This window comes from Thermoactinomyces vulgaris (assembly GCF_005886755.1).
GTDB classification, from domain to species: domain Bacteria; phylum Bacillota; class Bacilli; order Thermoactinomycetales; family Thermoactinomycetaceae; genus Thermoactinomyces; species Thermoactinomyces vulgaris.
Genome location: NZ_CP039710.1, coordinates 917303 through 938880, shown reverse-complemented (window position 1 = coordinate 938880; position 21578 = coordinate 917303). Strand labels below are relative to the sequence as shown.

At 44.1% G+C, this 21578-nt stretch carries 23 protein-coding genes and 1 pseudogene; 12 read left to right on the top strand and 12 right to left on the bottom strand.

Annotated features, from left to right (window positions below):
* The first annotated feature begins 199 nt into the window (after positions 1-199).
* A complete protein-coding gene (locus FA954_RS04865; protein WP_138614903.1) occupies positions 200-865 on the top strand; it encodes a hypothetical protein in 666 nt (221 codons plus the stop codon).
* Here FA954_RS04865 and FA954_RS04860 read toward each other — a convergent pair.
* Positions 857-1561, bottom strand: a complete 705-nt coding sequence (locus FA954_RS04860; RefSeq protein WP_138614902.1) for a YdcF family protein — start codon at positions 1559-1561, stop codon at positions 857-859. The genes FA954_RS04865 and FA954_RS04860 overlap by 9 nt on opposite strands.
* A 201-nt stretch (positions 1562-1762) precedes the next feature.
* On the opposite strand from FA954_RS04860, the gene FA954_RS04855 reads away from it, so the two are divergent.
* The 4 genes from FA954_RS04855 (at position 1763) to FA954_RS04845 (ending at position 4557) form a co-directional block, all read left to right on the top strand.
* Positions 1763-2035, top strand: coding sequence for an AbrB/MazE/SpoVT family DNA-binding domain-containing protein (locus FA954_RS04855; RefSeq protein ID WP_037994644.1), 273 nt, complete (start codon positions 1763-1765; stop codon positions 2033-2035).
* Positions 2035-2364 (top strand): type II toxin-antitoxin system PemK/MazF family toxin, encoded by a 330-nt coding sequence (locus FA954_RS04850; protein WP_121874194.1) that lies wholly within the window; start codon positions 2035-2037, stop codon positions 2362-2364. The genes FA954_RS04855 and FA954_RS04850 overlap by 1 nt, the downstream gene beginning before the upstream one ends.
* A 220-nt stretch (positions 2365-2584) precedes the next feature.
* The gene (locus FA954_RS13645; protein WP_156473333.1) at positions 2585-2758 is read left to right on the top strand and encodes a hypothetical protein; all 174 of its coding nucleotides are present in this window, start codon (positions 2585-2587) and stop codon (positions 2756-2758) included.
* An 86-nt stretch (positions 2759-2844) separates the two neighbouring features.
* Positions 2845-4557 carry a hypothetical protein gene (locus FA954_RS04845; protein WP_138614901.1) on the top strand — a complete coding sequence of 571 codons (1713 nt, stop codon included), beginning with the start codon at positions 2845-2847 and terminating at the stop codon, positions 4555-4557.
* Between the two features lie 285 nt (positions 4558-4842).
* Here the strand turns inward: FA954_RS04845 and FA954_RS04840 are convergent, their stop codons facing one another.
* Positions 4843-8169: an AAA family ATPase gene (locus tag FA954_RS04840; protein WP_049720375.1), complete on the bottom strand. Its 3327-nt coding sequence runs from the start codon at positions 8167-8169 to the stop codon at positions 4843-4845.
* Positions 8170-8191: 22 nt separating this feature from the next.
* On the bottom strand, positions 8192-8554 hold the full coding sequence (locus FA954_RS04835) for a hypothetical protein (protein ID WP_037994654.1): 363 nt from the start codon (positions 8552-8554) through the stop codon (positions 8192-8194).
* Positions 8555-8666: 112 nt separating this feature from the next.
* Here FA954_RS04835 and FA954_RS04830 point away from each other — a divergent pair, with 112 nt between their 5' ends.
* The 7 genes from FA954_RS04830 to FA954_RS04805 all read left to right on the top strand — a co-directional run bounded on the left by FA954_RS04830 (position 8667) and on the right by FA954_RS04805 (position 13455).
* Positions 8667-8849, top strand: coding sequence for a hypothetical protein (locus FA954_RS04830; protein WP_121874189.1), 183 nt, complete (start codon positions 8667-8669; stop codon positions 8847-8849).
* Positions 8810-9034: a hypothetical protein gene (locus tag FA954_RS13640; RefSeq protein ID WP_049720376.1), complete on the top strand. Its 225-nt coding sequence runs from the start codon at positions 8810-8812 to the stop codon at positions 9032-9034. Before FA954_RS04830 ends, FA954_RS13640 begins: the two co-directional genes overlap by 40 nt.
* Before the next feature lie 315 nt (positions 9035-9349).
* Positions 9350-10279 carry a hypothetical protein gene (locus FA954_RS04825; protein WP_037994656.1) on the top strand — a complete coding sequence of 310 codons (930 nt, stop codon included), beginning with the start codon at positions 9350-9352 and terminating at the stop codon, positions 10277-10279.
* 435 nt (positions 10280-10714) lie between these two features.
* Positions 10715-11188 carry an SMI1/KNR4 family protein gene (locus FA954_RS04820; protein WP_037994658.1) on the top strand — a complete coding sequence of 158 codons (474 nt, stop codon included), beginning with the start codon at positions 10715-10717 and terminating at the stop codon, positions 11186-11188.
* Between the two features lie 110 nt (positions 11189-11298).
* Positions 11299-11766, top strand: a complete 468-nt coding sequence (gene lepB, locus FA954_RS04815; protein WP_049720379.1) for a signal peptidase I — start codon at positions 11299-11301, stop codon at positions 11764-11766.
* A gap of 16 nt (positions 11767-11782) precedes the next feature.
* A complete protein-coding gene (locus FA954_RS04810; protein WP_175413171.1) occupies positions 11783-12394 on the top strand; it encodes a YIP1 family protein in 612 nt (203 codons plus the stop codon).
* 431 nt (positions 12395-12825) lie between these two features.
* The gene (locus tag FA954_RS04805; protein ID WP_049720381.1) at positions 12826-13455 is read left to right on the top strand and encodes a tetratricopeptide repeat protein; all 630 of its coding nucleotides are present in this window, start codon (positions 12826-12828) and stop codon (positions 13453-13455) included.
* A 68-nt stretch (positions 13456-13523) separates the two neighbouring features.
* Here FA954_RS04805 and sigK read toward each other — a convergent pair whose 3' ends face one another.
* The 9 genes and pseudogenes from sigK to FA954_RS04760 form a co-directional block, all read right to left on the bottom strand.
* Positions 13524-14237 carry an RNA polymerase sporulation sigma factor SigK gene (gene sigK / locus FA954_RS04800; protein ID WP_049720382.1) on the bottom strand — a complete coding sequence of 238 codons (714 nt, stop codon included), beginning with the start codon at positions 14235-14237 and terminating at the stop codon, positions 13524-13526.
* A gap of 268 nt (positions 14238-14505) precedes the next feature.
* A pseudogene (locus FA954_RS04795) lies at positions 14506-14653 on the bottom strand (4-hydroxyphenylacetate 3-hydroxylase C-terminal domain-containing protein); the annotation flags it as partial.
* 71 nt (positions 14654-14724) lie between these two features.
* Positions 14725-15909 carry an acyl-CoA dehydrogenase family protein gene (locus tag FA954_RS04790; protein ID WP_138614899.1) on the bottom strand — a complete coding sequence of 395 codons (1185 nt, stop codon included), beginning with the start codon at positions 15907-15909 and terminating at the stop codon, positions 14725-14727.
* 24 nt (positions 15910-15933) lie between these two features.
* The gene (sfnG, locus tag FA954_RS04785) at positions 15934-17010 is read right to left on the bottom strand and encodes a dimethylsulfone monooxygenase SfnG (protein ID WP_138614898.1); all 1077 of its coding nucleotides are present in this window, start codon (positions 17008-17010) and stop codon (positions 15934-15936) included.
* Between the two features lie 17 nt (positions 17011-17027).
* Positions 17028-17339 (bottom strand): hypothetical protein, encoded by a 312-nt coding sequence (locus FA954_RS04780; RefSeq protein WP_138614897.1) that lies wholly within the window; start codon positions 17337-17339, stop codon positions 17028-17030.
* Positions 17336-17929, bottom strand: a complete 594-nt coding sequence (gene ssuE, locus FA954_RS04775) for an NADPH-dependent FMN reductase (protein WP_052186671.1) — start codon at positions 17927-17929, stop codon at positions 17336-17338. The genes FA954_RS04780 and ssuE overlap by 4 nt, the downstream gene beginning before the upstream one ends.
* Before the next feature lie 290 nt (positions 17930-18219).
* Positions 18220-19134, bottom strand: coding sequence for a ribose ABC transporter substrate-binding protein RbsB (gene rbsB / locus FA954_RS04770; protein WP_037994667.1), 915 nt, complete (start codon positions 19132-19134; stop codon positions 18220-18222).
* Positions 19135-19148: 14 nt separating this feature from the next.
* Complete coding sequence (locus FA954_RS04765) at positions 19149-20093, bottom strand: ABC transporter permease subunit (RefSeq protein ID WP_037994670.1); 945 nt, start codon at positions 20091-20093, stop codon at positions 19149-19151.
* Entirely contained in the window at positions 20077-21576 is a 1500-nt protein-coding gene (locus FA954_RS04760; protein WP_049720387.1) for a sugar ABC transporter ATP-binding protein, read from the bottom strand. Before FA954_RS04760 ends, FA954_RS04765 begins: the two co-directional genes overlap by 17 nt.
* Positions 21577-21578 lie beyond the last annotated feature (2 nt).

Below are 21578 nucleotides of genomic sequence, written 5' to 3'. Positions count from 1 at the left end.
GCATAAGAATGATCATTCATTAACAAAATGAAATATCGGGAAAGCGAAACAACCGCTGGTGTTATTTTCATTCTATTAATTCGAAAAATTATTTATATTTAAAATATAATAATAGAGCTGAACCGGTTGTTTGGTCCTTTCTCTTTTTTCCTTCCCCTTAATCACCTTAATGACGATGGAAAAAACTTGGAATTCAAAAATGAACCAACGCTACAAAATCGTCGCTGATTATCATTTACAACTGACCCTTAATCCTTTTGACGATCCCTGGCACCCCGGCACGCCTCATTTTAAATATGGCAGAAACCAAGTGGAATTGAAAATCAAGCCGCAAAAAGAGATCAAAAAATCCGTGTTCACAGGCGATGTCGAGGTTTACTTGAATGGAAAACGGTTAGATACATTTAAAAATCGAATGCTGGAGAGCGTCACCAATCATGAAAATGAACCTCCCGAATTCCTCCCCCCCTCAGCTGACGACGTTTCTGTCTTCGCCGTCACCGATTCCAAAACAAAGGAAAGTCATGTCTTCATTTTGGCAGAGATCTCTGACTATGAAATAAGGAATGAAAATGAATTGCATTACAAATATTACCGTGACGGGATGAAGGAAATGTTAACGTTTCGTTTATGGAAGGTTCGTGAAGACGGTACCTGTACAAAAGAAGAGTTCGGATATAAAGGTGGGAGGACCGATCTTCAAACTTTTCTGGTTCAATATGCAGGGTATCCGGTCGGCCGGTATACCGATTTGTTATTTGCATGGCCATCTTTCATTTTTCCAATCCTTTATCCTTATGCTACAGGATTAATCGGCTTGATTCTCATTTTCTTTGGTGTGCGAACAAAGCCGTCTTTACATTAGATCTCCTTTTTCTTTATACAATTTGATTCTTTGCACTTCTCCCCTCACCAGTTTTCGATGTTCTTTTGACAGGAACCAGGTGAAAGGCCGCCATTCCCCTGTATCCGCATAATAATTGGTGATTTTTATCCCGTGCGGTTGAAAGGCTTTGGCAAACGTCAAATAAGCGCGCAATTGATGAAAGGGCGACGTCACCAGAATGATATGGGATAAACCATGCTCTTTAAGCAGATCCAGCACATACTCCGCATTTTCACGCGTATGGAGGGACTCATCTTCGACGAGAACCGCACGGGAAGGAACCCCCATGGACAAAGCTTTTCGTCGCATATATCCGGCTCCGAGACGGGTATCCCAAGTGGCGGCGGCTCTTTTAACGTCTTTTTCTTCAATCCGTCCGCACCGTGCAGCCTCCCGCAATGTTTCCAGAGAGATCAACCGGGGTTTCCCCGTTCCATTCACCTTGGCACTGAACTTTCCGCTGCAAATGATCCGGGGAGCCCATCCTTCACGATATAACCGCACGGCCGTCGCAATTTTGCCGTCCAAAAACCGGATGTTTCCCCGGGTGCCGGCAAGCACGACAATGGCATCTGCTTTTTGCAAACGGTCTCTCAACGCAAAACGTTTTCCCCGCAGGTAGAAAACAAACCAAGTGGCAAACAACATCAGGACAAGAATAATAAACACCGTCATTTTTCTCTCCCCCGCTGATCAAACCTCAGCTGAATTCTTCCTCCCTTTTTGATTTCGTCCCTCCCATTTCCTCCTTTTTGCCCCGGATATTTTGGATGGATTTTAAAGCCGGTTTTCCCGTTTGCCATTCTGAAAGATAAATGCATAATCCAACCGCATTGTAGATACAATGTGTATACAAGGCATCCCGGAGGTGATAAAATGAAAGAGGAGGAAAATCAAGGAGGAATCATGAAGATGACGACACAAGTCCGTAAATGGGGAAACAGCCTGGCCATTCGGATCCCCAGCCATATTGCCGAGATGTTGTCCATCAAGCAAGGCTCCGAATTGGAAATGAAAGTGGAAAACCAAGAGATCAAATTGGTTCCAAAGAAGAAAAAGCCCACATTGGATGAACTTCTGGCCAAAGTCACACCGGAAAACCGCCACGAGGAAATTCAGCTTGGAACCGAAGGGAATGAGCTGATTTAATGGCCGTACCGGATCGCGGGGATCTTGTTTATGTCAGCTTCCATCCGCAAGCCGGGCATGAACAGGCCGGAAGACGCCCCGCCATTGTCTTATCCCCCCAATCATTCAACGCAGTGACCAAATTCGCTGTGGTCTGCCCCATCACCCGCAAAGAAAAAGGCTACCCATTTGAAGTGAAATTGCCCGACGGTCTGCCCATTCAAGGCGTCATTCTGGCGGACCAAGTCAAAAGCCTAGATTGGCAGGCACGGCAATTTACGATCAAAGGCCGGGCACCCGAAAACGTGGTTAATGATTGCATTGAATTAATCCATACCTTTTTGTCATAAACGGCAAGAAAGCCTGTTCTTTTTCTCTCAAGCCAATTTAACAAATGAAATTATCGCGAGACGATCTCAAGGATGGTCTCTTATTTTTTGTCTAATGCTCCCCCGGGAAGTTCACAACAACCGGTTCCCCTCTGCTGCAAGCAGGAAAAGAACATGACGGAACGAATATTATTTCCAATAAAACAACATTCTCTTTTAAATATAAAAGGAGATGACGCTGATGAAAAAGAATTTTGGTTGGAATGTCAAAGCAAAACCACTGCCCAAACAGAATTATTTCACCCGGTCGGATTTAAACCCGCGGGGATGGATAAATGCCAAAAAGGGCGAAAATTTGACCGGATGGACCAATCATGAGAACTGGAACGGGTCTCCTTGGTTAAAGGAACGGTAATTCTTTGATATGGTAATAGAGGGAAGAATATTTATACATATGAGGTGATCTTTGATATGCCCTCTGTAACCAGTATGAGAAATGCGATGTTATGGGAGAATGAGACATGGCAACGGAAACACACAAAGGAAATCGCCGCGCTCCGGGAACGGGACCCTTCCCGCTTTGCCAAAATGAAGGGCGACTTTTACTGTTTCGGTTGCTGGAAGCGCTACGTCCAAGAGCATGAAACGCCGCCTTCGCGTTCTGAGCTTCCCAAAGTGAGCCATTATCACTTTAAAAAAAGCAAAGAACATCATTTCCGGCTTCGCCCCAATCAAAAACACATCCCCGGATGCGTTTTCCGGGACGCCGGCTATATTCGCGAAGTGGCCCAAAGGCACGGATTAACCGTTCTCCATGATCAAGTCCTCTGTCTGCCGGACTTGGAAAAAAGCCTGCGTTTGGCCGCACCAACCCGTTCCCAAGAATCCAAACCGGCTTCCGGCAAGAAACGCCCGGAACAATCTTTTCTGTTTCAAGAGCTGTTTGACGGAATGCAGGAAGATTGGGTTCACCAACGGGTGCAGGTGGACGGAAAAACCACCGATTTGGGGCAAATGTTGTACTCTCATGAATCAGCACACCAAGCAGCCGGCTCCTATGCCATCATCACCGGTGTGGTGCAAAATCTCTCTTTGAACCGGTACCACGGCGTGGAACTGACCTTGGGACCTGATGAGAAATTGAAAATCACGGTTTCCCCGGGACACCTTTATGACCGGGATTTCCTCTCCCCGCTTTTGGGAAGAAAAATCGCGATCTACGGCAAGGTGACACAAACAGAAGATCAGCCTCCCGGGATGGAACTGATCTCCATAGAGAAACAACTGGCTTTTTTGGATCTGGATGAAAAACCTTTTCCCGCGTTTGATCCACCAAAGGTCAAAGATCAACGCTTGCACGACACCATCCATCAGGTTTTGGCCCGTTACCAAGCCCAACCGCTGGCACCAAAAGAATTTCCTTTCCGTTTTCAAACCGGACTGATTCAGCAACACGAAGAACAACGGGCGCAACTGGAAGAAGAATATGCCCGACTTGAGCGGCAAACCAAAGATTTACATCATCAACATACTGATTTATTGCAACAACAATCTGAATATGAGGAACAGAAAGAGAAATATACACAAGAAAAAAGCGCCAAAGAAGCGGTTGAAAACCAGCTGAAAAAAGAAATCCGGCAACTCAGCGGATTTTTCAAACGCCTGTTTTCCTCCGGCAAACTGAAACAAAAGCAACAGGAACTCATCGCCGTCCAAACGGAACTCCAATACTTGACGCGCCAAATTTACGAAACCCGATCCAAAATCCAGAAGCTGGCCGATGAACAAAAAAAGATCCATCGGGAGATGGAAACGCTGAAGGCGGAGATGAAAAAAATCCAATCGGAAATGGAATCTGTGAAAAGCTCGCTGGGTTCGTTGCGTCAACATGATGAACTCGCCCGCTCTTGGCAAAAGGTCGCAAATCATGCTGAGCACTCATATCTCTTTTCATCCCATACCCGTGGCTTTCATTTTTGCCTGAACATCTCGCGGGACCAGGATAATGCCCGTTCCGTTCATGTTCAAGCCTTCCTTCAGCCTTACGAAACCGAAGGAACCGAAAAACGGTTGACGCAACCCTTCGCAAAACAAGCAATCCATCTCGAACCGGATCTTCTCAAACCATATGGAAAACTGTTCAATCAATTGAAAGCATGGATTGACAGCCAAACCGAAAACCTTGAGGGCGAAATGGCCACCACCCCCGTATAACCCAAAATAGCCGGGCTTACTGCCTGGCTTTTTTTCTCTATGAAACATTCCCTCGGGCAATTTGGGGTCACCTTTTTGACAAATCAAGAGACTCAGAATCAACAAATTTCATTATAATTAGCAAATTGAACTTTAGTTATACAATAAGAGTATGTAACCTCATGTGAAATTGAAAATATTTTAGCTGAGGGAGAGTTCATCTACAATTAATAAAATCTACATTAAACATATTTTGCTTCCCTCTTCAATACATAGCTTCATCAAGATACCCCTTTAATTACTCCATTATTTTCTCATATCATCCATCCACTCTGGAACTTTCCAACCGCCCTCCCGTGCTCTCTTCATCCGCTCTTTAATGGACATTCCATCGGGGTCATCGATAATTTTATGACGAACCAACCATCCAATAACCAGATCACGTTCTGGATCAGCTTCGTCAACCAAGTTATACCACCATTCAGTTACTATTGAAAGTTTATTTCCTTTCTCCGCAATAGTTTGATCACATTGATACCAAGATTCTTTATCAGTGTTAGATGCAACTTGATTAAGAATATTATTTATGGTGGCATATAATAACGCTTCTTCTTTTTCTTCTTCACTTTCTAAAGAAAACCTAATCAATTCATCAAATGAGTATTTATCATTTTCCTGAGGAATTTCTTCTCTACGTTTCATATATGCCAGAAGGTTATATGCTAAACCATAATTTTGGCTTTCAGCACATTCCAAAAAATATTTTGATGCCAATAGATAATTATTAGCTTTATAGTAAACGGCCCCAACCCCCATTAAAATTTCTTTTATATTTGGTATTCTTTTTATTTTATTCAACCAAACTTCGAGTTCTTTCCATTGAGTTTTTAAATTTACTCCTTCGTATAACTTACCAGCTAAAGCCAAAATTGCATTTCCTATTCCTTGCTGAGCGGCTCTTCTCAACCACATTTCTCCCTCTTCCAATTCATCCTTATCAATATAATTATCGACGAGATTAACTCCCAATCTTAACATCGCTCTTTGATCACCTTCTTTTGCCGCCTCTCTTAACAATTTTTTTCCTCTTTCTCTATCATTCAAATACTCCCCTTCAAACAAAATTCCTCCATAGATTCGTTTCGCCTGTAAATCTCCTGTTTGTGTCGCTTTAATTAACCACATCTCACCTTCTTTAGAGTTTTGTTTAAATCCATTCCCTGTTAAAAATCTTATCCCTAATGATAACATCGCTTGAACCTCACCATTTTCAGCTGCTTTTCTTAACCATTGTTCCCCTTCCAAGACATCAATTCTTCCAAGATTTCCATCAATCAAGCACACTCCTAATAGATACATAGATTTAATGCAACCCAAATCAATCGCCTGACGCAATAGATTTTCACCATATGTTTTATCAATACCAAAATCTTCATCATTAATTACATGCCACGCTAACTTCCTCATTGCATCCACATTTTCTAAATCAATCGCAAATAGTAAACATTTTTTGCCTACTGTTTTGCTTTCTCCAATAAGACAATCAGATAAATTAAATAATAATTGTGAGCAACCTCTTTCCTTTAACTGTTGTAATAAATCTATTTCGACACCCAACTGTTCGCAATTTTTTTTGTCAGTATAAAAGATGAAAAATTTTTCTATTAATTCCATTTTCTTTTCTGTAACATTTTTTAGTGAAGCTATCCAATCTAATATATTAATAAATACTTCTTCCATATCAATTGGGCTATAGTATTCCTCTCGTACATACTCTGCAAAAACTTTGAACCTCAATTTAACCCAAGTTTTTGACTTTAAACCCTCAATCTGCTCTTCCACTAATTTTAATACTCTAATCAAGCGCGGTTTATTTAAATAAAAACCATGATAGTGCAAGTAGCTCTGGATATCACTAAAATGAAGTGGTGCAACTGGTTCAAACAAAGCCAATAAAGGTAAAAGTTCTTCTAAGATCTCATTATCTTTAGCTGAAATCGAATAGGATTGCCAATTTTCTGCCATCCGATCTAAAAAAACACTTCTACTTTCATAAATTTCAACCTTATCTATTTGAAAGTTACATCTTCTCACTTCTTTAGAAATCGCAGACACCAATAAAGGCCATCCATCACTCGCTTCCATTACTTTATCATTAAATGACCGTTCTTCACTTCCCTCATCAGGTATACCAGTTAATAAAGGTATCTCTTCCCGAGTCAAGTGATTAAGCGTGAATGTTTCTACAGGACGATTTAAACATACCCATTTCTCTACTTGCCCCGGACGTGTAGTCATTAATAAAACTACCCCATCAGGCAATGACTTAGGTAAAAACGAAAGCGTCTCACCATCCTGACTAATTTCATCTAATGCATCTATCAAAACTACAACATGACCAAGTTCTTTAGACAATTGATCTAAAGCTTGGTATAAATAACGACTTAACTTCTCATTGCTTTGAACCAAATTATTTCGTCGGATAGTCATTAATTTTTCAAAATCAAATCCTTTATCTTGTAGTCCAATCTTCTCTTCAATCAGCTTGTGCTCGATTTCTTTCATTTCTCCAACTTCCTTGATTTCTTTAGTCTGTATAGGATGTAGCAATAATGTATTAGCTTGTTCGATTAGAGAGAGAACAATTTCATAAGGCTGATTGGATTGTTTTCCGTAATGCATGATAACTCCAGGTATCCATGGAGCATATTTCTTCACCTCAATTTCCCTGGGCCCAAAACTAGTATACATAGAAGCAAATTGTTCTGATAATTTGCTACACAATGCTGTCTTACCTGTCCCCTCATCGCCAACTAACATAAAATAACGACTAAATCCTGTCTTATCGCTTGTCATAATCTCAAATAATTTACCAATAATTTCTTCACGAGCTGCAAATTGTTTTATATGCCGGTTTCGCTCATCTCTAATCGATCCAAGTAATGGGGTTAAATTTGAATTTTCAATAGAATTCAAGATACAGCCTCGTAAGTACTGGGTAAGCTTCTTCTTATAGATGTATACAGGTGTTAATAATGAAACAAGTCCTATTCGTTCCCAATCATTAGGAACTAGATTTGAAATGTTATGCATATGTTTTGATCGAAGAAATGATTGAAAGCAATATTGTCTTTCTAACTTCAAATTAACCAACAATTCACTAAAAGACATTTTTTTCACTTTCGATTTATTAATTGATGTTTTGGAATTGATAACAAAGAAAATTAACCTCAACCATTCCAAGATGATATCGCTCCACTGATAACAGGACATCAAATCAGATCCCTTTTGCTCTAACAACATTGGAATATGTTTTATTTTATGAAAATAAGGATCCTCACCATAACCGGCCACCAACCGATCACAAATCAGTAAGAGTTTATCAATTTTTTTATCCAAATCGAATTTTAATTCCCCTATAACCATACTTTCTTGTATTTTCTGTAAAAACAAATCCCGATGATCTGAAAATAATCTTCTGCCTTGGAAAATTTGATTTGTAACCCCTTTACATTTTATTCCTTTTCTTTCTTCATATCCCATAATCCCGTAAGTTTGCGCATCATCTTGAGTAATATTTAGCTGTCCCTCAAAACTTGATATATTAAAAATACTTTTACTATCGTTATTCACTCATAAATTCTCCTTTCTCTTACTACTTTAATAAGTTCATGAAGGTATCAATTGTACTGTTTAGAAATGAACCTGCCTCAAATAAATTAGAAATATTTTGCAACTTCTCATTAAGAATTGCAACAATCCCCTGATCTACTTTCCCCGTTTCCATTTGGGATTCCACTATTTTAACTAAAGATTTAATTTGTTCTTTGTCCGCATCATTTAATTCCTTTATATCATTAATCTCGCTTAATAGTCGTTCAACCAACTGTTTTACATTATTGATTTGTTCCGTACTAACAGCATTATACATGTTAATATTTTTCGATTTTCCTTGTCCAATATTAATTTGTCCAGTAATACGGTCAAAGTGAAATTGTGAGTTGTTTTGCTCACTCATAATAATCCCCCCTCATTAAAGTTATTATTATCATTATAAATTCAAAAATTAATACGAACAAATAATTTTTTCACTCTGCAAAACCAATCGTGGTTGGAGGTCGAAGTGTTGTATGAAGGATGATATCTCAACCACGGAACTGGAAAATCAACTCGGGGCTGTTTTTCATCCTTCCATCAAAGCATATTTTAACAGCTACTGGTTTGCCGAACTCGACGGATTTATTGAAAATGACTGCATCCACTGGAGCCGGTGTTGCCCCGGATCGAATTGGACAGTTTTGCGTATATGGTAAAAGGTTACAAAGAAAATCACCCCCGATTGCAACACATCCCGTTGGGAATGGAAGGAAACGGCCGGATCGTGGAGGTGGACAACCAACACGGAACCGTCCGGTTGGAAGACTTCGAGCGAAAATCATTTGCGTTTTTAGCCAATGATATCCCTTCTCTCCTTACCCGCTTAAGGCTGCGTAAATAAGAGACTCGTATCATTCAGGCCTGAGGAAAAGCTCAGGCCTTTTTTATTGGTATTTTCCCTATTTAATCTTTACAGATTTTATTCATGCTTTATATAATTCTATAGAAACAGAATTTTTCATACAGAGGGGACTAATTTTTTATCATCCAAAAATTCCTTCGAGAAAAAGGTCTATCTCAGCAATCCGCAAGGGCGGTTTGTTGATTAAAAATTAAATGCGAGTGGTATAATGCCAAGTTTCATGCCTTTGATGACCGTGTGACACGAAATCATGGTGGAAGGGGGTCCCCTTTGCGATAAAAGGAGAGGTTTTCGTTGAAAAAGTATGTATTCACATCGATTTTGTTGTTTCTGTTCAGCATCGTTGCAGGATTTCTTTTGGGAACCAACTTATGGTTAATCAAAGATCACATTCCAAAAGCTGAGGCCGCCATTGTTGTTTCTCTTTTAAACATTTGCATCACCCTGTTTGCTTTGGTGGCCATGCTTGTCCGGATGCATCACGGAAACCAAAAGGCCGATTCGGTTTCCGCCGGGCCGCAACGGTCCTCAGTCCAAGATCAAATCTTGGAAAAGCGGATGAGATTGTATCAGGAACTCATCATGAAAATAAAAAAGTACCAAAAATACTATTTTGATCTTCTCTCCACTCCCAATTACAGCGAAGAAAAATTTAACGAAAAGAAAAGTTTCCAAAAATATGATGAACTGCACAAATGGTTAAAGCAATTCCATGACCAAAACAAATTGTTTCTCAGTAAAGACATGAGTGACCTGATTTATTACTATCTCATCGCAGCCAATCTTGCCCCGGAGGATGACCATCACTTGTATTCAGCCCATGCGGTTTATCATCAGGCTGTTCAGTTTACGGCCCATCCCCGTACGGTCAAAAAAATACATAAAGCGCATCCATCCTGGTCTCCGGATTATATCAAGAACATCGGGCAGGATCCATTGACATTTGGCCATCTCATCAAGGAGCTGCCGGAGAAATGGATCCAAAAACGATTCAAATCGGACCTTGGCCGGAAACAAAACCGGATCGCTCTTTCCATCCTGCATTTCATCGGACATTTAACCGAATCGGACGGATACAAACTGCAGTCAGATCTGGAATATTTCAAACGGCTGAATCAACTCAGTTTTCATTTGACACAATTGATCAGTAACGAATTGAATCTGGCATCCGTTGAGGAAGAGATCAACATTTTTTCAAAAACCAATCCCATGGTGCCATCCTAGCCAATCGTTCATTGGATCCGAATGGCGGGAAACCATCCGGATCCATAAATTTGCAAGACGCAAGGCAATCTGCGATAAGCCCCAAACCTGGATAAAAAAGAGATTTTCAGTGCGGGGCTTTTGCGGCTTGCAAGTCAGCCTATCTAAAACCTCATCTGATATGCCACAGACTTTGTTCTTCTCAAGAATTTTTTTAATCAATATAACTCCTCACCTCTCAAAATGAACAAATCCTTATATTTCATTCAACTCTCTCCAATCATTTCAAAATAATTTTCATCCTATTTATTATTTGAAAGTTGAGTTTATTTAATAGATGAAGCATTTCATTATTATTCAATATCAAAAAGGAGGTAGCATCGTTGTATTTAGTATGAAAAAAATAATTTATCGATTTTTTATCGGCCTGCTTATTAAAGAAAGGAGATTTAAATATTGATTTCTTGGGCTGAGCAAGAAGAAAAAATCCCCGACGAGCAATTTGCCGAAATTGAGGAAGAAATTGGTGTGAAACTTCCCAAAGACTATATTCATTGGGTGCAACAATATGCTGCCCCGGAAGATGGTAATACGTATCTCCTCGTCGATGGGAAACATTATCATTTTGATGCGTTTTACCCACCAGATTCCATTATTGAAGAATTTGAAGCCCTCTATTTTGGGGAAGAAGAGTTTAAAGAATTCGGGCTTCTCGTGCCATTCGCCTTTGACGGGTCATTAAACCATTACTGTTTTTACTACCGTCCCGGAAACCTGAATCCCTTGATTCTTTGGAAAGATAAAAACGATGCATTGGAAGCTATTTTTGATAAAAATAAATTAAACAATCGTGTTCAGATATTCGGCTCTTCCTTTACAGAGTTTATTAACGCTTTATATCACCCGGCTGAAAATATTGACAGTATGTAAAGACCAGTGTTTCACTGGTCTTTTTTATGGATTAAAGGCAAAGTATTCGTTATAATCTGAATAGAAAATATAATTATTGTTGAAGCCACAGTCTGAAAGGAGGAAATTATGTGGCTTGGTTAAAAACCCGTAAAGGGATTATAGTCATTCTCGCCGTACTTCTTCTCATTATTTTTATCATTTGGAACACCTTTTTTGGATTTTATCAAGGGACAGGAAAGAGTATGGAGCCCGCCATGGCCGAAGGAGAAGTTTATATTGTTAAAAAAAACCCTGACTACATACAAAGAGGAGATATCATCGTCTTCAAAGCCCCTGGTCTGAATCAGATACATACGAAACGAGTGGTTGCTTTTGGAAACGAAATGGTGGAAATCAAGGAAGGCCAACTTTATATCAACGGCGAAAAATTCGAAGAACCTTATCTCTTACATAAAAACAAAAGTGACCATTTCAAACCGGTACATGTCCCGACCGGCCAGTATTTTGTTCTCGGCGATGTCCGTTCCGCAAGCCAAGACAGCCGATATTACGGAGCAATCAAAAAAGACGACATCATCGGTGTCGTAATCCAATAGAAAGGTGATAAAAATGTTGGTTACATTAAAGGAATTTTGGATTCCAATGATCAAGCAGCCTAAGTCAGTCATTCGCCAAGCCATCGCCAATTGCTCAAGTGGAATATTTTTTATTTTGGCTATATTATATGGAATCACCTTGTTTTTGGAACAAGCAATGAACCGGAATGCAGGCGATACGATGGCCGTCCCGACCATTTTGGTCTTATCAGTAATTTTGGGACCAATCATCGGTATTATCTCCTGGTTTTTATACAGTCTTTTGACTTATGCAGGCACTCGCTTGTTTAAAGGAACGGCAACTTTTAAAGAAACATATAAAGCAACCGCTTGGGCAACTGTTCCGTATTCAACAAAACTTGCTTTGTTCATTCCCATGCTCCTCATTTTCAGAGAAGAAAACTTTACAACAGAGACACCGGATATTGATTCCTCATTTTTCTTGATACTGTTGTTTTTTATTGCTGTATTGATCGGATTAATAATGACCATTTATTATTTCATGGTTTACTCAAAAATCATTGGAGAAATTCACGGCATTGGTTCATGGAAAGGATTTGCTTCGATCATTGTGATACCTGTCATTTTGATTTTGTTTTTGATTGTTTTGTCACTAATATTTTTTTAAAACATGAATTAAATTGTTTTAAAGATTGAGAATCTTCCTCAATCTTTTTTCATTCTTCTTTCAAAAATTCCTCCATGAATCCAACTTGCAAGACTCCAGTCAAATCCCATCACAGGTGTCTCATATAACTTGGTAATCTTTTGGTAATCTTTTACCAAGTGAATGCAAAGATAATGTAATAGCAGAACCCTCACTCTTTTGGTTTTATTCTTTCGGCCCGGCCGTCCATAGAAGAAACACAAAACTCTTTTTAATATCCCCTGTTTTAATCGCCCTCTCCTCAATTTCATTTTTTCAGTTTATACTTTTCTTATGATTTTGCTTTCCCGGACAAAAACACAACAGCCAAGGGACTCACTGTAAATACATAGGCAAAGCAAAATCTTTTTTCAAAACGGATCCTTGATCCATCACAGGGGGAGTGAGAAACGATGAGTGAACATGAAAACAATCAACAACCCAACGAAAAAAACGCGCAAGTGATTGACCTGAGCAAAAAAAGAGAGCAGTTCGGCGTCGACGAAGGCATCAAATGGTTGCGCCGGGCGGCTCACTCCGGAGACATTTGGTCGATGACCGAGTTGGCTTATCTTATGTTGACCGGCACAAAAGTGGCACAAGATTTGGAAGAAGGCGAAAGATGGCTGAGAAAAGCAGCGGATGCCGGCGACCGGTGGGCCATGATGGAATTGGGTTACCGTTTGTTGGTCGGTGAAGGGCTGGCCAAAGATGCCGAAGAAGGAGAAATGTGGCTCAGAAAGTCAGCGGAAGCCAATTATCCGGTGGCCATGAGAATCTTGGGTTACCGTTTGCTTGAAGGAGACGGATTGGAGAAAAACCCCGAGGAAGGGGAAATGTGGCTGAGAAGAGCCGCAGAAGCCGGGGAATCCGTGGCTATGAGGGTTTTGGGTTACCGTTTGTTGAATGGACAAGGACTGGAGCAAAATATCGAAGAAGGAGAAATCTGGCTGCAAAAAGCGGCCGAATCCGGAGAAGTCATCGCGATGCGTGAATGGGGAAACTATTTGATTCACGGACTCTCCAATCCACCGAAAAATTAAGGGCTTGAACTGCCGGCAGATCTTTCCCGAAACCACAACGGGCAAGATCTGCTTTTTCTTCCATCTTTTTATCTTGATTCCACCTTCCGGTCATTGCGGTAAAACTCATGAAACAGCTTGATCAACGCCCTTTTTTCAATCCGGGAAACATAAGAACGGGAAATCCCCAGCTCCTTTGCAATTTCCCGCTGCGTCTTCTCTCTTTCTCCCCCGAGCCCGAATCGCGCCCGGATCACCTCTTGTTCCCGGTCATCCAATATATGGATGTGCTGATAAATATTGCGCCGCTCAATCTGCATCTCCACTTGTTTGACCACGTCATCCGCTCTCGTTCCGAGAATGTCGATCAAGGTGATTTCATTTCCTTCTTTGTCTGTGCCTATGGGGTCATGCAGGGAAACATCTTTCCGGGATTTTTTTAATGAACGCAAATACATCAGGATTTCATTTTCCACACACCGTGCCGCATACGTCGCCAATTTTGTCCCTTTTCCCATCTGGTACGATTCAATCGCTTTAATCAAACCGATCGTGCCGATCGAGATCAAATCTTCATTGTCTTCTCCCGTATTTTCAAACTTTTTCACAATATGTGCAACCAGACGCAGGTTATGCTCAATCAGCTTATTGCGCGCTTTGGTGTCTCCCCGGGCCATCGCTTTTAATGCTTTTTCCTCTTCTTCCGATGAAAGCGGATGGGGAAAGGCATTGTTTTTAATGTACGAGACAAACGCAATGAGCTCTTTCACCATAAAAGCCATCGCCGTCAACATACCGGGCAATCTGCGACACCTCCATCCCACTGGTCAAAAGCCCATTCATCTTCACCATATGCCCGACCGGGGCCGGGGGTGAATTTTATTTTTCAATCCATCCCTTTTATATATATGCAGCATGGGCTTGGTTAAGCAGGAAGAGGAAAAAACCGAAAAAAACAGGAGACAAAAATCCCCTGTTTTTTTCAAACCGCCTGATTTGACCGGACTTACGGCCCGCCACTCCTTTTGATTGCTGCCAATTGCCACACCGGATCGATCAAGCGTTTTTATTTTATTCCAAGTATCGCCGGTCATACATCCGCACGGGATCCCCGGTGGAAACGTTCATAAAGCTCTTGTCTTGAACCCAACGGACTGCCGATCAAGTCCCAAGCCGATTTGAACAGCCAGATCCGGCTGTCGGCATCAATTTTTCGCCCCGTGATAATATTTGCTTCCCCCAATGGCTGTCGCGAAAAAAGTACCTTCATGGTCTGACCGTTTCACGGCTTTATTCTCCTCCTTCATACCACAACTCCAAGGGCAAACCAAGCAGGGATTTTCCGATCCATTCGCGGGCAATATGATTGGACGGGCCCATGACAATGCCAGCGCGGGCGTCCCGGAACAACCGCTCAATTACCCCTTTTTTATACCCGTAACCTCCGCTCACATTCATCGCCGCTTGTGTGGCTCTGCTTGCAACTTCCGCCGCATGGACTTTAAACTCCACCAGCGGGATCAAAAGCTCTGCTTGCGGCCGTCCTTCCGCCTGAAGGGCATCCAGCTCACAGGCCAAATAATTTTGCCAATGTTTGAGGCTTTCAAGCAAGATTTTCACTTTCGCCAATTCCTGCCGGATCACCTGATAATCGGCCAACCGCTTATTAAAATCCCGATGGATGGTCCCTTTGGCATACTGAACGGCTTCTTCGAGTGCTGCTTCCGCCACCCCGACCCAGGCCGATCCCAAACCGATCAGGTAGACAGGAGACACACCGTTTTCAACGATTTCTTTTCCTTGGCCTTCTTCCCCCAAGCGGTCCCGGGCATGCACTCTTACGTTTTCATACCGAATGGGACCGCTGTGGTTTCCCCTGACTCCCAATGCGTCCCAATGCCCCGGTCGGATCCCCGGCTTTTTCCCGTCGATGATGAAAAAACTGATGTCCGTCGGTTTGCGGGCGCCGGGGGACCTGGTTTGAAAAACATAAAAATCGGCTTGTCCGGCACTGGTCGTAAACGATTTTTCCGCATTCAAAATATATTCGTCGCCGTCCCGTCCGGCCTCGCTCAAGTTAAACCACCAATGACCGCCGGTGGCTTTTTCGCTCGTGGAATAAGTTCCGATCAATCCGTGTTGAACCGGTTCGAGCCAGCGGCGCTTTTGATCGTCATTTCCATACAGATGAATCGTTTGTGCAGCGCCCACATGCATCACGTAAACCAAGGCGGTGGAAGCGCACCCTTTGGCAATTTCCGCGGCGGCGATGGAAAAGGCCACATGGTTCAGGCCCAATCCACCCCATTTTTCAGGGATGAGCACTCCGTTCCACCCGTGTTTGGCCAACGCTTGCAAATTCTCCCTTGGAAACACACCTTCCCGGTCAATTTGTTCCGCCCGCGGTCTCACCACGGTTTCCACGATCTCCCGCACTTCGTCCCGGTATCTTTTTTCATCGGCCGCCTTGCTCATGTTTCATTCTCCCCCTTTTGGTGGTCAGTCTGTCACCGGTTGTTCCAAAAGCCGTTCTTTTTCGCGCACCAGCGGAATCACTTTTTCGCCGAATAACGCCAAATCTTCCTCATAATGCAGAAACCCGGTCAAGATCAGGTCCACCCCGGCTTTTTTCAACGCAATGATCCGGTCGGCCACCTGCTCGGGCGTTCCGATCAATCCCGTCTTAAACCCTTCATTATACTGAACCAGATCCTCAAAACCGGAATTGGCCCACATCCCTTCTCTTTCCGGAGACGCTTTGCCGGCGAAACGGACCTGATCCCGGAACCCTTCCACCACCTTCGGATCGGCATGGGTCACGATCTCACGCAGCACTTGCTTTGCTTCTTCTTCGGTGTCCCGGACGATGACAAACCCGTTCACGCCAAATTGAACCTTCCTCCCTTCCAAGGCGGCTAATTCCTTCACTTCATCAATCTGTTTCCGGATCCCCTCCAAGGTGTTCCCGTTCATGAAATACCAATCGGAAACCCGCGCCGCCATTTGCTTGGCCGCTTTGGAATTCCCCCCTTGAAAAACGGGCGGCAAAGTGGCGGGCTTGGGTTTGAGCGGCGCTTGCCAGATGCGGTAAAAAGCTCCCGTGAAGGTGGTTTCTTCCTGCGTCCACATGCTTCGGAGCACCCTGATGAACTCTTCGGACCGGCGATACCGCTCATCATGGTCCAGCCAGGGTTGCCCGTATTTGTGGAATTCATCTTTAAACCAACCGCTTACAATGTTCACCGCGGCCCGCCCGTTGCTGATCTGATCCAAGGTGGCGATCATTTTCGCCACCACGCCCGGGTGCCACAAGCCCGGCAGAATGGCCGGAATGAGACGAATCTTTTGGGTGACGGCCGCCAATGCCGCCGCCAACGTGATCGCTTCCAATTGATTCTCCGCACCATAACTGCCCACAAAACGGGTTTGCAACAAGGCGTAATCAAATCCGGCCTGTTCGGCAATCCGGGCATACCGCAAATTGGCTTCAAAAGACCAATCCGTTTTTTGCGGGATGTCTGAAATCACCAATCCGCCGCTTACATTGGGAACCCAATAAGCAAACTTTAATGCCATCGCTTCTTCACCTCATTTCAACAAATTGGAAACGAATCGCGAAGATATTGATGGAGTGTGGCCATCAGCATGCCTTTTCCGAATTTGACCCGGTCCTTCTCCCGGCATTTTCCGGACTGATAAACCTCGTCCAAAAACGAGACGATGGTGTTGCGGCGGGTCACGATGTCTTTCAAACCAAACCGGTACAGCGCATCATCAATCGTGTTGTAAATCCCCCGGTTGATGCCGTATTGCCGGCGGCACCAGGCGGCAAACCGGTAATCCGGTTGATGCACGAGATGCGTCCTGGCCGGCGCCGGGGGGATTTTGGCAGATTGTATTTTCAATTTCCCGCGACCCCCCTGTTCACTCCGGACAAAAGGCGGTTTTTCTTGTTTTTGCCTGAATGCCACAAAACCTCTTCGATCAATTCCCGGAGAGCATCATTAAACCGCCGTTTCACTTCCCCGTCCAACACCAATTGCCCCTGGCTGTCCCGTTGCACTTGGGAATCGATGACGTAAACGCCGGCCAAAATGTGCCGCGCTCCCAATACGGACAACACCGGTTTCAGAGCATAATCGATGGCCAATAAATGATTGATGGTTCCGCCGATAAAAACGGGAAGAATGACTTTTTCAGCAAGCCCTTTTTGCGGCAACAAATCAAGATAGGTCTTGAGAATACCGGTATAGGAAGCTTTATAAACCGGACTCGCAATGATGACGGCATCCGCGTTTTCCACCCGGCGGTTGGCCTCTTGAATGGCGGGATGTTCGAAATCAGCCGTAATGAGTGCCTCCGCCGGCAGATCCGAAACGCGGATCACCCCGACTTTCAGTCCTTTTTCCTGCAAATGGGTTTGGGCATAATCAACCATCCCGTTCAGCCTTGACGTGCGCGACGGACTTCCGGAGAGAATCAACACATTGGGCATAAAGCATCTCCTCTCTGTGGCATGGAATAAAAAAGGGCACCCCGCCTGCGTGTACCCTCGCAAGCAAAGGTGCCTTCAGTTGACTGGATCGGCAATGGAAACCCTGATATACACTCACAATTCCGATTTGATTAATCAAGTTTAATATAGCATACCCTCCGCCGGAAGTAAAGAGAAAATGAAGAACATTTCCGCTTTGTCCCGGACAAAAAAGAACCGCCTCCCACGAGGCGGTTCAATCGGTTCACCGCTTTCCGGACGCATCCGGCGAGGCGGCTTTTCCAACGTTTCTATTGGACCAATTTCAAAGGAACGGAAATTTTCTTGTCCACCTTTTCCCCTTTCAATATTTTTGAAGCCGCCACCACCGCTTCTTTTCCGATCAATTCAGGCTGTTGGGCAATGGTGGCGCCGAGCCTTCCATCTTGGACGGCTTTGATGGCATCATCATTTCCGTCAAAACCAACCACCAAAATGTCTCTTCCCGAACTGTTGATGGCTTCAATGGCTCCCAGCGCCATTTCGTCGTTTTGGGCGAACACGGCATCAATCTCTTTATGGCCCTGCAGCAGGTTTTCCATGACATTCAACCCCTGGGTCCGGTCGAAATTGGCCGTTTGCCGGGCGATTACATTCAAATCCCGGTCTGCGACGGAACGGAATCCTTGTCCCCGTTCACGCGCTGCCGAAGCCCCCGGTGTTCCTTGCAATTCGACAACTTTGGCATCTTTGCCCAATTGACCAATGATAAATTCCGCCGCCATTTTTCCTCCTTCGATATTGTCAGAAGCGATAAAGGAAGCCACCTCTCCCTGATCAGCCGTCCGGTCCAGCGTGATGACCGGAATGCCAATGTGGTTGGCATTTTGCACCGCCGTCGATACAGCGGAAGAATCCGTCGGGTTGATCAAGAGAATATCCACGCCTTGTTGGATTAAATCCTCAATGTCATTGATTTGTTTGGCAGTGTCATCTTGCGCATCAACGGTGATCACTTCCATGTTTTTGCTTTTCGCTTCCTTTAAGACCCCCTCTTTCAGCGAAACAAAAAACGGGTTGTCCAACGTGGAAACGCTCAAGCCGATTTTCACGTCGGCCAGATCTTTCTTTTTGGCAGGTTTGGCCCATTCCGGCGGTTCCAAGGAACAAGCCGATAAAATGAAAATGAGAGAACACATCAACAGAAGATGAACCAGCTTCTTCATCACCGACACCCTCCTCATGATTTTTTCCGGTCAATCAAAACGGCGATCAGGATGACAATTCCTTTGACCACCTGTTGGTAGAAGGAAGAAACCCCGAGCAAATTGAGGCCGTTGTTCAAAGTCCCGATAATGAGGGCACCCACCAACGTCCCGAAAATTCTTCCTTTCCCGCCGGCCAGACTGGTTCCGCCCAAAACCACCGCGGCAATGGCATCCATCTCGTAAGCCGTACCGGCCGTCGGTTGGGCGGAATTCAAGCGGGAAGTCAGGATGGCTCCGGATATCGCCGCCATCATTCCGGCCAAGCTGTAAATCAAGCATTTCACCTGGTCTACTTTAATGCCGGAAACAAACGCCGCCGTTTCATTCCCGCCGATGGCATATGTTTTTCTTCCGAATGACGTTTTGTGAAGGATAAACCACAGAATGAAAAACGTGATCAGCATGGTGACGGCCGGAACCGGAATACCGAAGAAATATCCGCGGCCGAACAATTGAAAACTGTAATGATCCCCCAGACCGGTGATCGGATTTCCGTCGGTATAAACCAGCGTCAATCCCCGGTAAATGGTCATGGTGGCCAGCGTGGCAATAAAAGGCGCCACTTTTCCTTTGGTGATCAAAAGCCCGTTGACCGCCCCCATCAAGGCCCCGAGAAGCGCAGTGATGCATATGGACAGGATCGGATCCACGCCGGATACGATCATGCCCGCCATCAACGCACTGGACAAAGCCAGGATGGAACCGACCGATAAATCAATGCCGCCGGTTAAAATGACAAACGTCATACCAAAAGCAATGAGTGCATTAATCGAAATTTGTCTGAGCAAATTCAATAAGTTCAGCGGTTCGATAAATGACGGGTTTAAAACGGCCACCACCGCAAACAACAAAACAAACGCCAAAAAAGGTCCCAATTTTTGTATGAGGCCGGCACTTTTTTTACTGATCTGTTCCATGTTGATCCCCCCCTGTTGCCAAAACCATGATTTTTTCCTGTGTGGCTTCTTCCCGTTTCAATTCCCCGGCCAGTCTGCCCTCGTGGATGACCAGAATCCGGTCGCTCATTCCCAAAACCTCCGGCAACTCGGAAGAGATCATCACGATGGCCATTCCTCTTTCCGTCAGTTCATTCATGAGATGGTAAATCTCTTTTTTCGCCCCGACATCGATTCCGCGTGTCGGTTCATCCAAGATGAGAACTTTCGGAGCCGTCCCGATCCATTTGGCAAGAACCACTTTCTGCTGATTTCCCCCGGACAGGTTTCCGGCAAGTTCATCCAACGACGTGGTTTTCACTTTCAATCGCTCCACCATCATTTGGACAAACGTCTCTTCATCTTTGGTTTTCATCCATCCGTGGGGCGCAAAGCTTTTCAGATTGGCCAAGCTCATGTTTTCCTTGATCGAAAAGTCCAACAGCAACCCCTCATCCTTGCGGTTTTCCGTAATAAAACCGATGCCATGGGAAACGGCGTCACCGGGATGCTTGATGCGGACCTTTTGGCCGTCGATCAAAATTTCGCCTTCATCATACGCGTCAATCCCGAAAATCGCTCTCATGATCTCCGTCCTTCCCGATCCCATCAAACCGGCAATCCCCAGGATTTCGCCGGAACGCACCGAAAAGCTGATGTCCCCGAACACGTCCGATCGCGTGAGATGGCGCACTTCCAGAACGACTTTCCCCGGTTGGGCCTTTCTTTCCGGAAACCATTCATCCAATTCCCGGCCCACCATTTTTCTCACGACTTCCTGCGAGTCAGTCTCTTGAACCGGCTTGGTATCGACCGTTTTCCCGTCCCTCATCACCGTGATCCGGTCGCAGATGGTGAAAATCTCTTCCATCCGGTGAGAGATATAAACAATGGAAACTCCGTCATCTTTCAACGACCGCATCACCTGAAACAAGGACTCGATTTCCCGGTCCGTCAATGCCGATGTCGGCTCATCCATGATGATGACCTCGGCATCCGTCAGCAAAGCTTTGGCGATTTCAATCATTTGTTGCTCCCCGACCGAACACTTTCCGGCCTCTTGGTGAAAAGGAAGCGAGATTCCCAAACGGTCAAACACCTTTTTTGCCAGCGCTTTCATTTCTTCCGTTTTCAAAATCCCCAGCTTGTTGGTGATTTCCCTGCCGATGAACAAATTTTCCAAAACGGTCATGTCCGGCCAGATATTTAATTCCTGATGAATAAAAGCAATCCCGTCATCTTCGGCTTCTTTGGGATTTTGGAACTGTTTTTCCTCGCCGTTGATCAGAATGCGGCCCCTATCTTGCTTGTGAAGTCCCGTTAAAATATTCATCAGGGTCGATTTGCCGGCACCGTTTTCCCCCATCAAGGCATGCACTTCTCCCGGAAGGAGAGTGAAACGGACTCCTTCCAGGACTTTGTTCGCGCCAAAGGATTTATAAATATCTAGCATTTCAATTTGCATCA

Bases quoted from the DNA above. Each gene is read 5' to 3' on its own strand.
- FA954_RS04760 (WP_049720387.1), bottom strand. From the start codon at position 21,576: ATGCAAATTGAAATGCTAGATATTTATAAATCCTTTGGCGCGAACAAA.
- FA954_RS04765 (WP_037994670.1), bottom strand. From the start codon at position 20,093: ATGGAACAGATCAGTAAAAAAAGTGCCGGCCTCATACAAAAATTGGGA.
- FA954_RS04865 (WP_138614903.1), top strand. From the start codon at position 200: ATGAACCAACGCTACAAAATCGTCGCTGATTATCATTTACAACTGACC.
- FA954_RS04805 (WP_049720381.1), top strand. From the start codon at position 12,826: ATGAGTGAACATGAAAACAATCAACAACCCAACGAAAAAAACGCGCAA.
- FA954_RS04860 (WP_138614902.1), bottom strand. From the start codon at position 1,561: ATGACGGTGTTTATTATTCTTGTCCTGATGTTGTTTGCCACTTGGTTT.
- rbsB (WP_037994667.1), bottom strand. From the start codon at position 19,134: ATGAAGAAGCTGGTTCATCTTCTGTTGATGTGTTCTCTCATTTTCATT.
- FA954_RS04790 (WP_138614899.1), bottom strand. From the start codon at position 15,909: ATGAGCAAGGCGGCCGATGAAAAAAGATACCGGGACGAAGTGCGGGAG.
- FA954_RS13645 (WP_156473333.1), top strand. From the start codon at position 2,585: ATGAAAAAGAATTTTGGTTGGAATGTCAAAGCAAAACCACTGCCCAAA.
- FA954_RS04855 (WP_037994644.1), top strand. From the start codon at position 1,763: ATGAAAGAGGAGGAAAATCAAGGAGGAATCATGAAGATGACGACACAA.
- FA954_RS04835 (WP_037994654.1), bottom strand. From the start codon at position 8,554: ATGAGTGAGCAAAACAACTCACAATTTCACTTTGACCGTATTACTGGA.
- FA954_RS04850 (WP_121874194.1), top strand. From the start codon at position 2,035: ATGGCCGTACCGGATCGCGGGGATCTTGTTTATGTCAGCTTCCATCCG.
- FA954_RS04845 (WP_138614901.1), top strand. From the start codon at position 2,845: ATGTTATGGGAGAATGAGACATGGCAACGGAAACACACAAAGGAAATC.
- sfnG (WP_138614898.1), bottom strand. From the start codon at position 17,010: ATGGCATTAAAGTTTGCTTATTGGGTTCCCAATGTAAGCGGCGGATTG.
- ssuE (WP_052186671.1), bottom strand. From the start codon at position 17,929: ATGCCCAATGTGTTGATTCTCTCCGGAAGTCCGTCGCGCACGTCAAGG.
- FA954_RS04830 (WP_121874189.1), top strand. From the start codon at position 8,667: ATGAAGGATGATATCTCAACCACGGAACTGGAAAATCAACTCGGGGCT.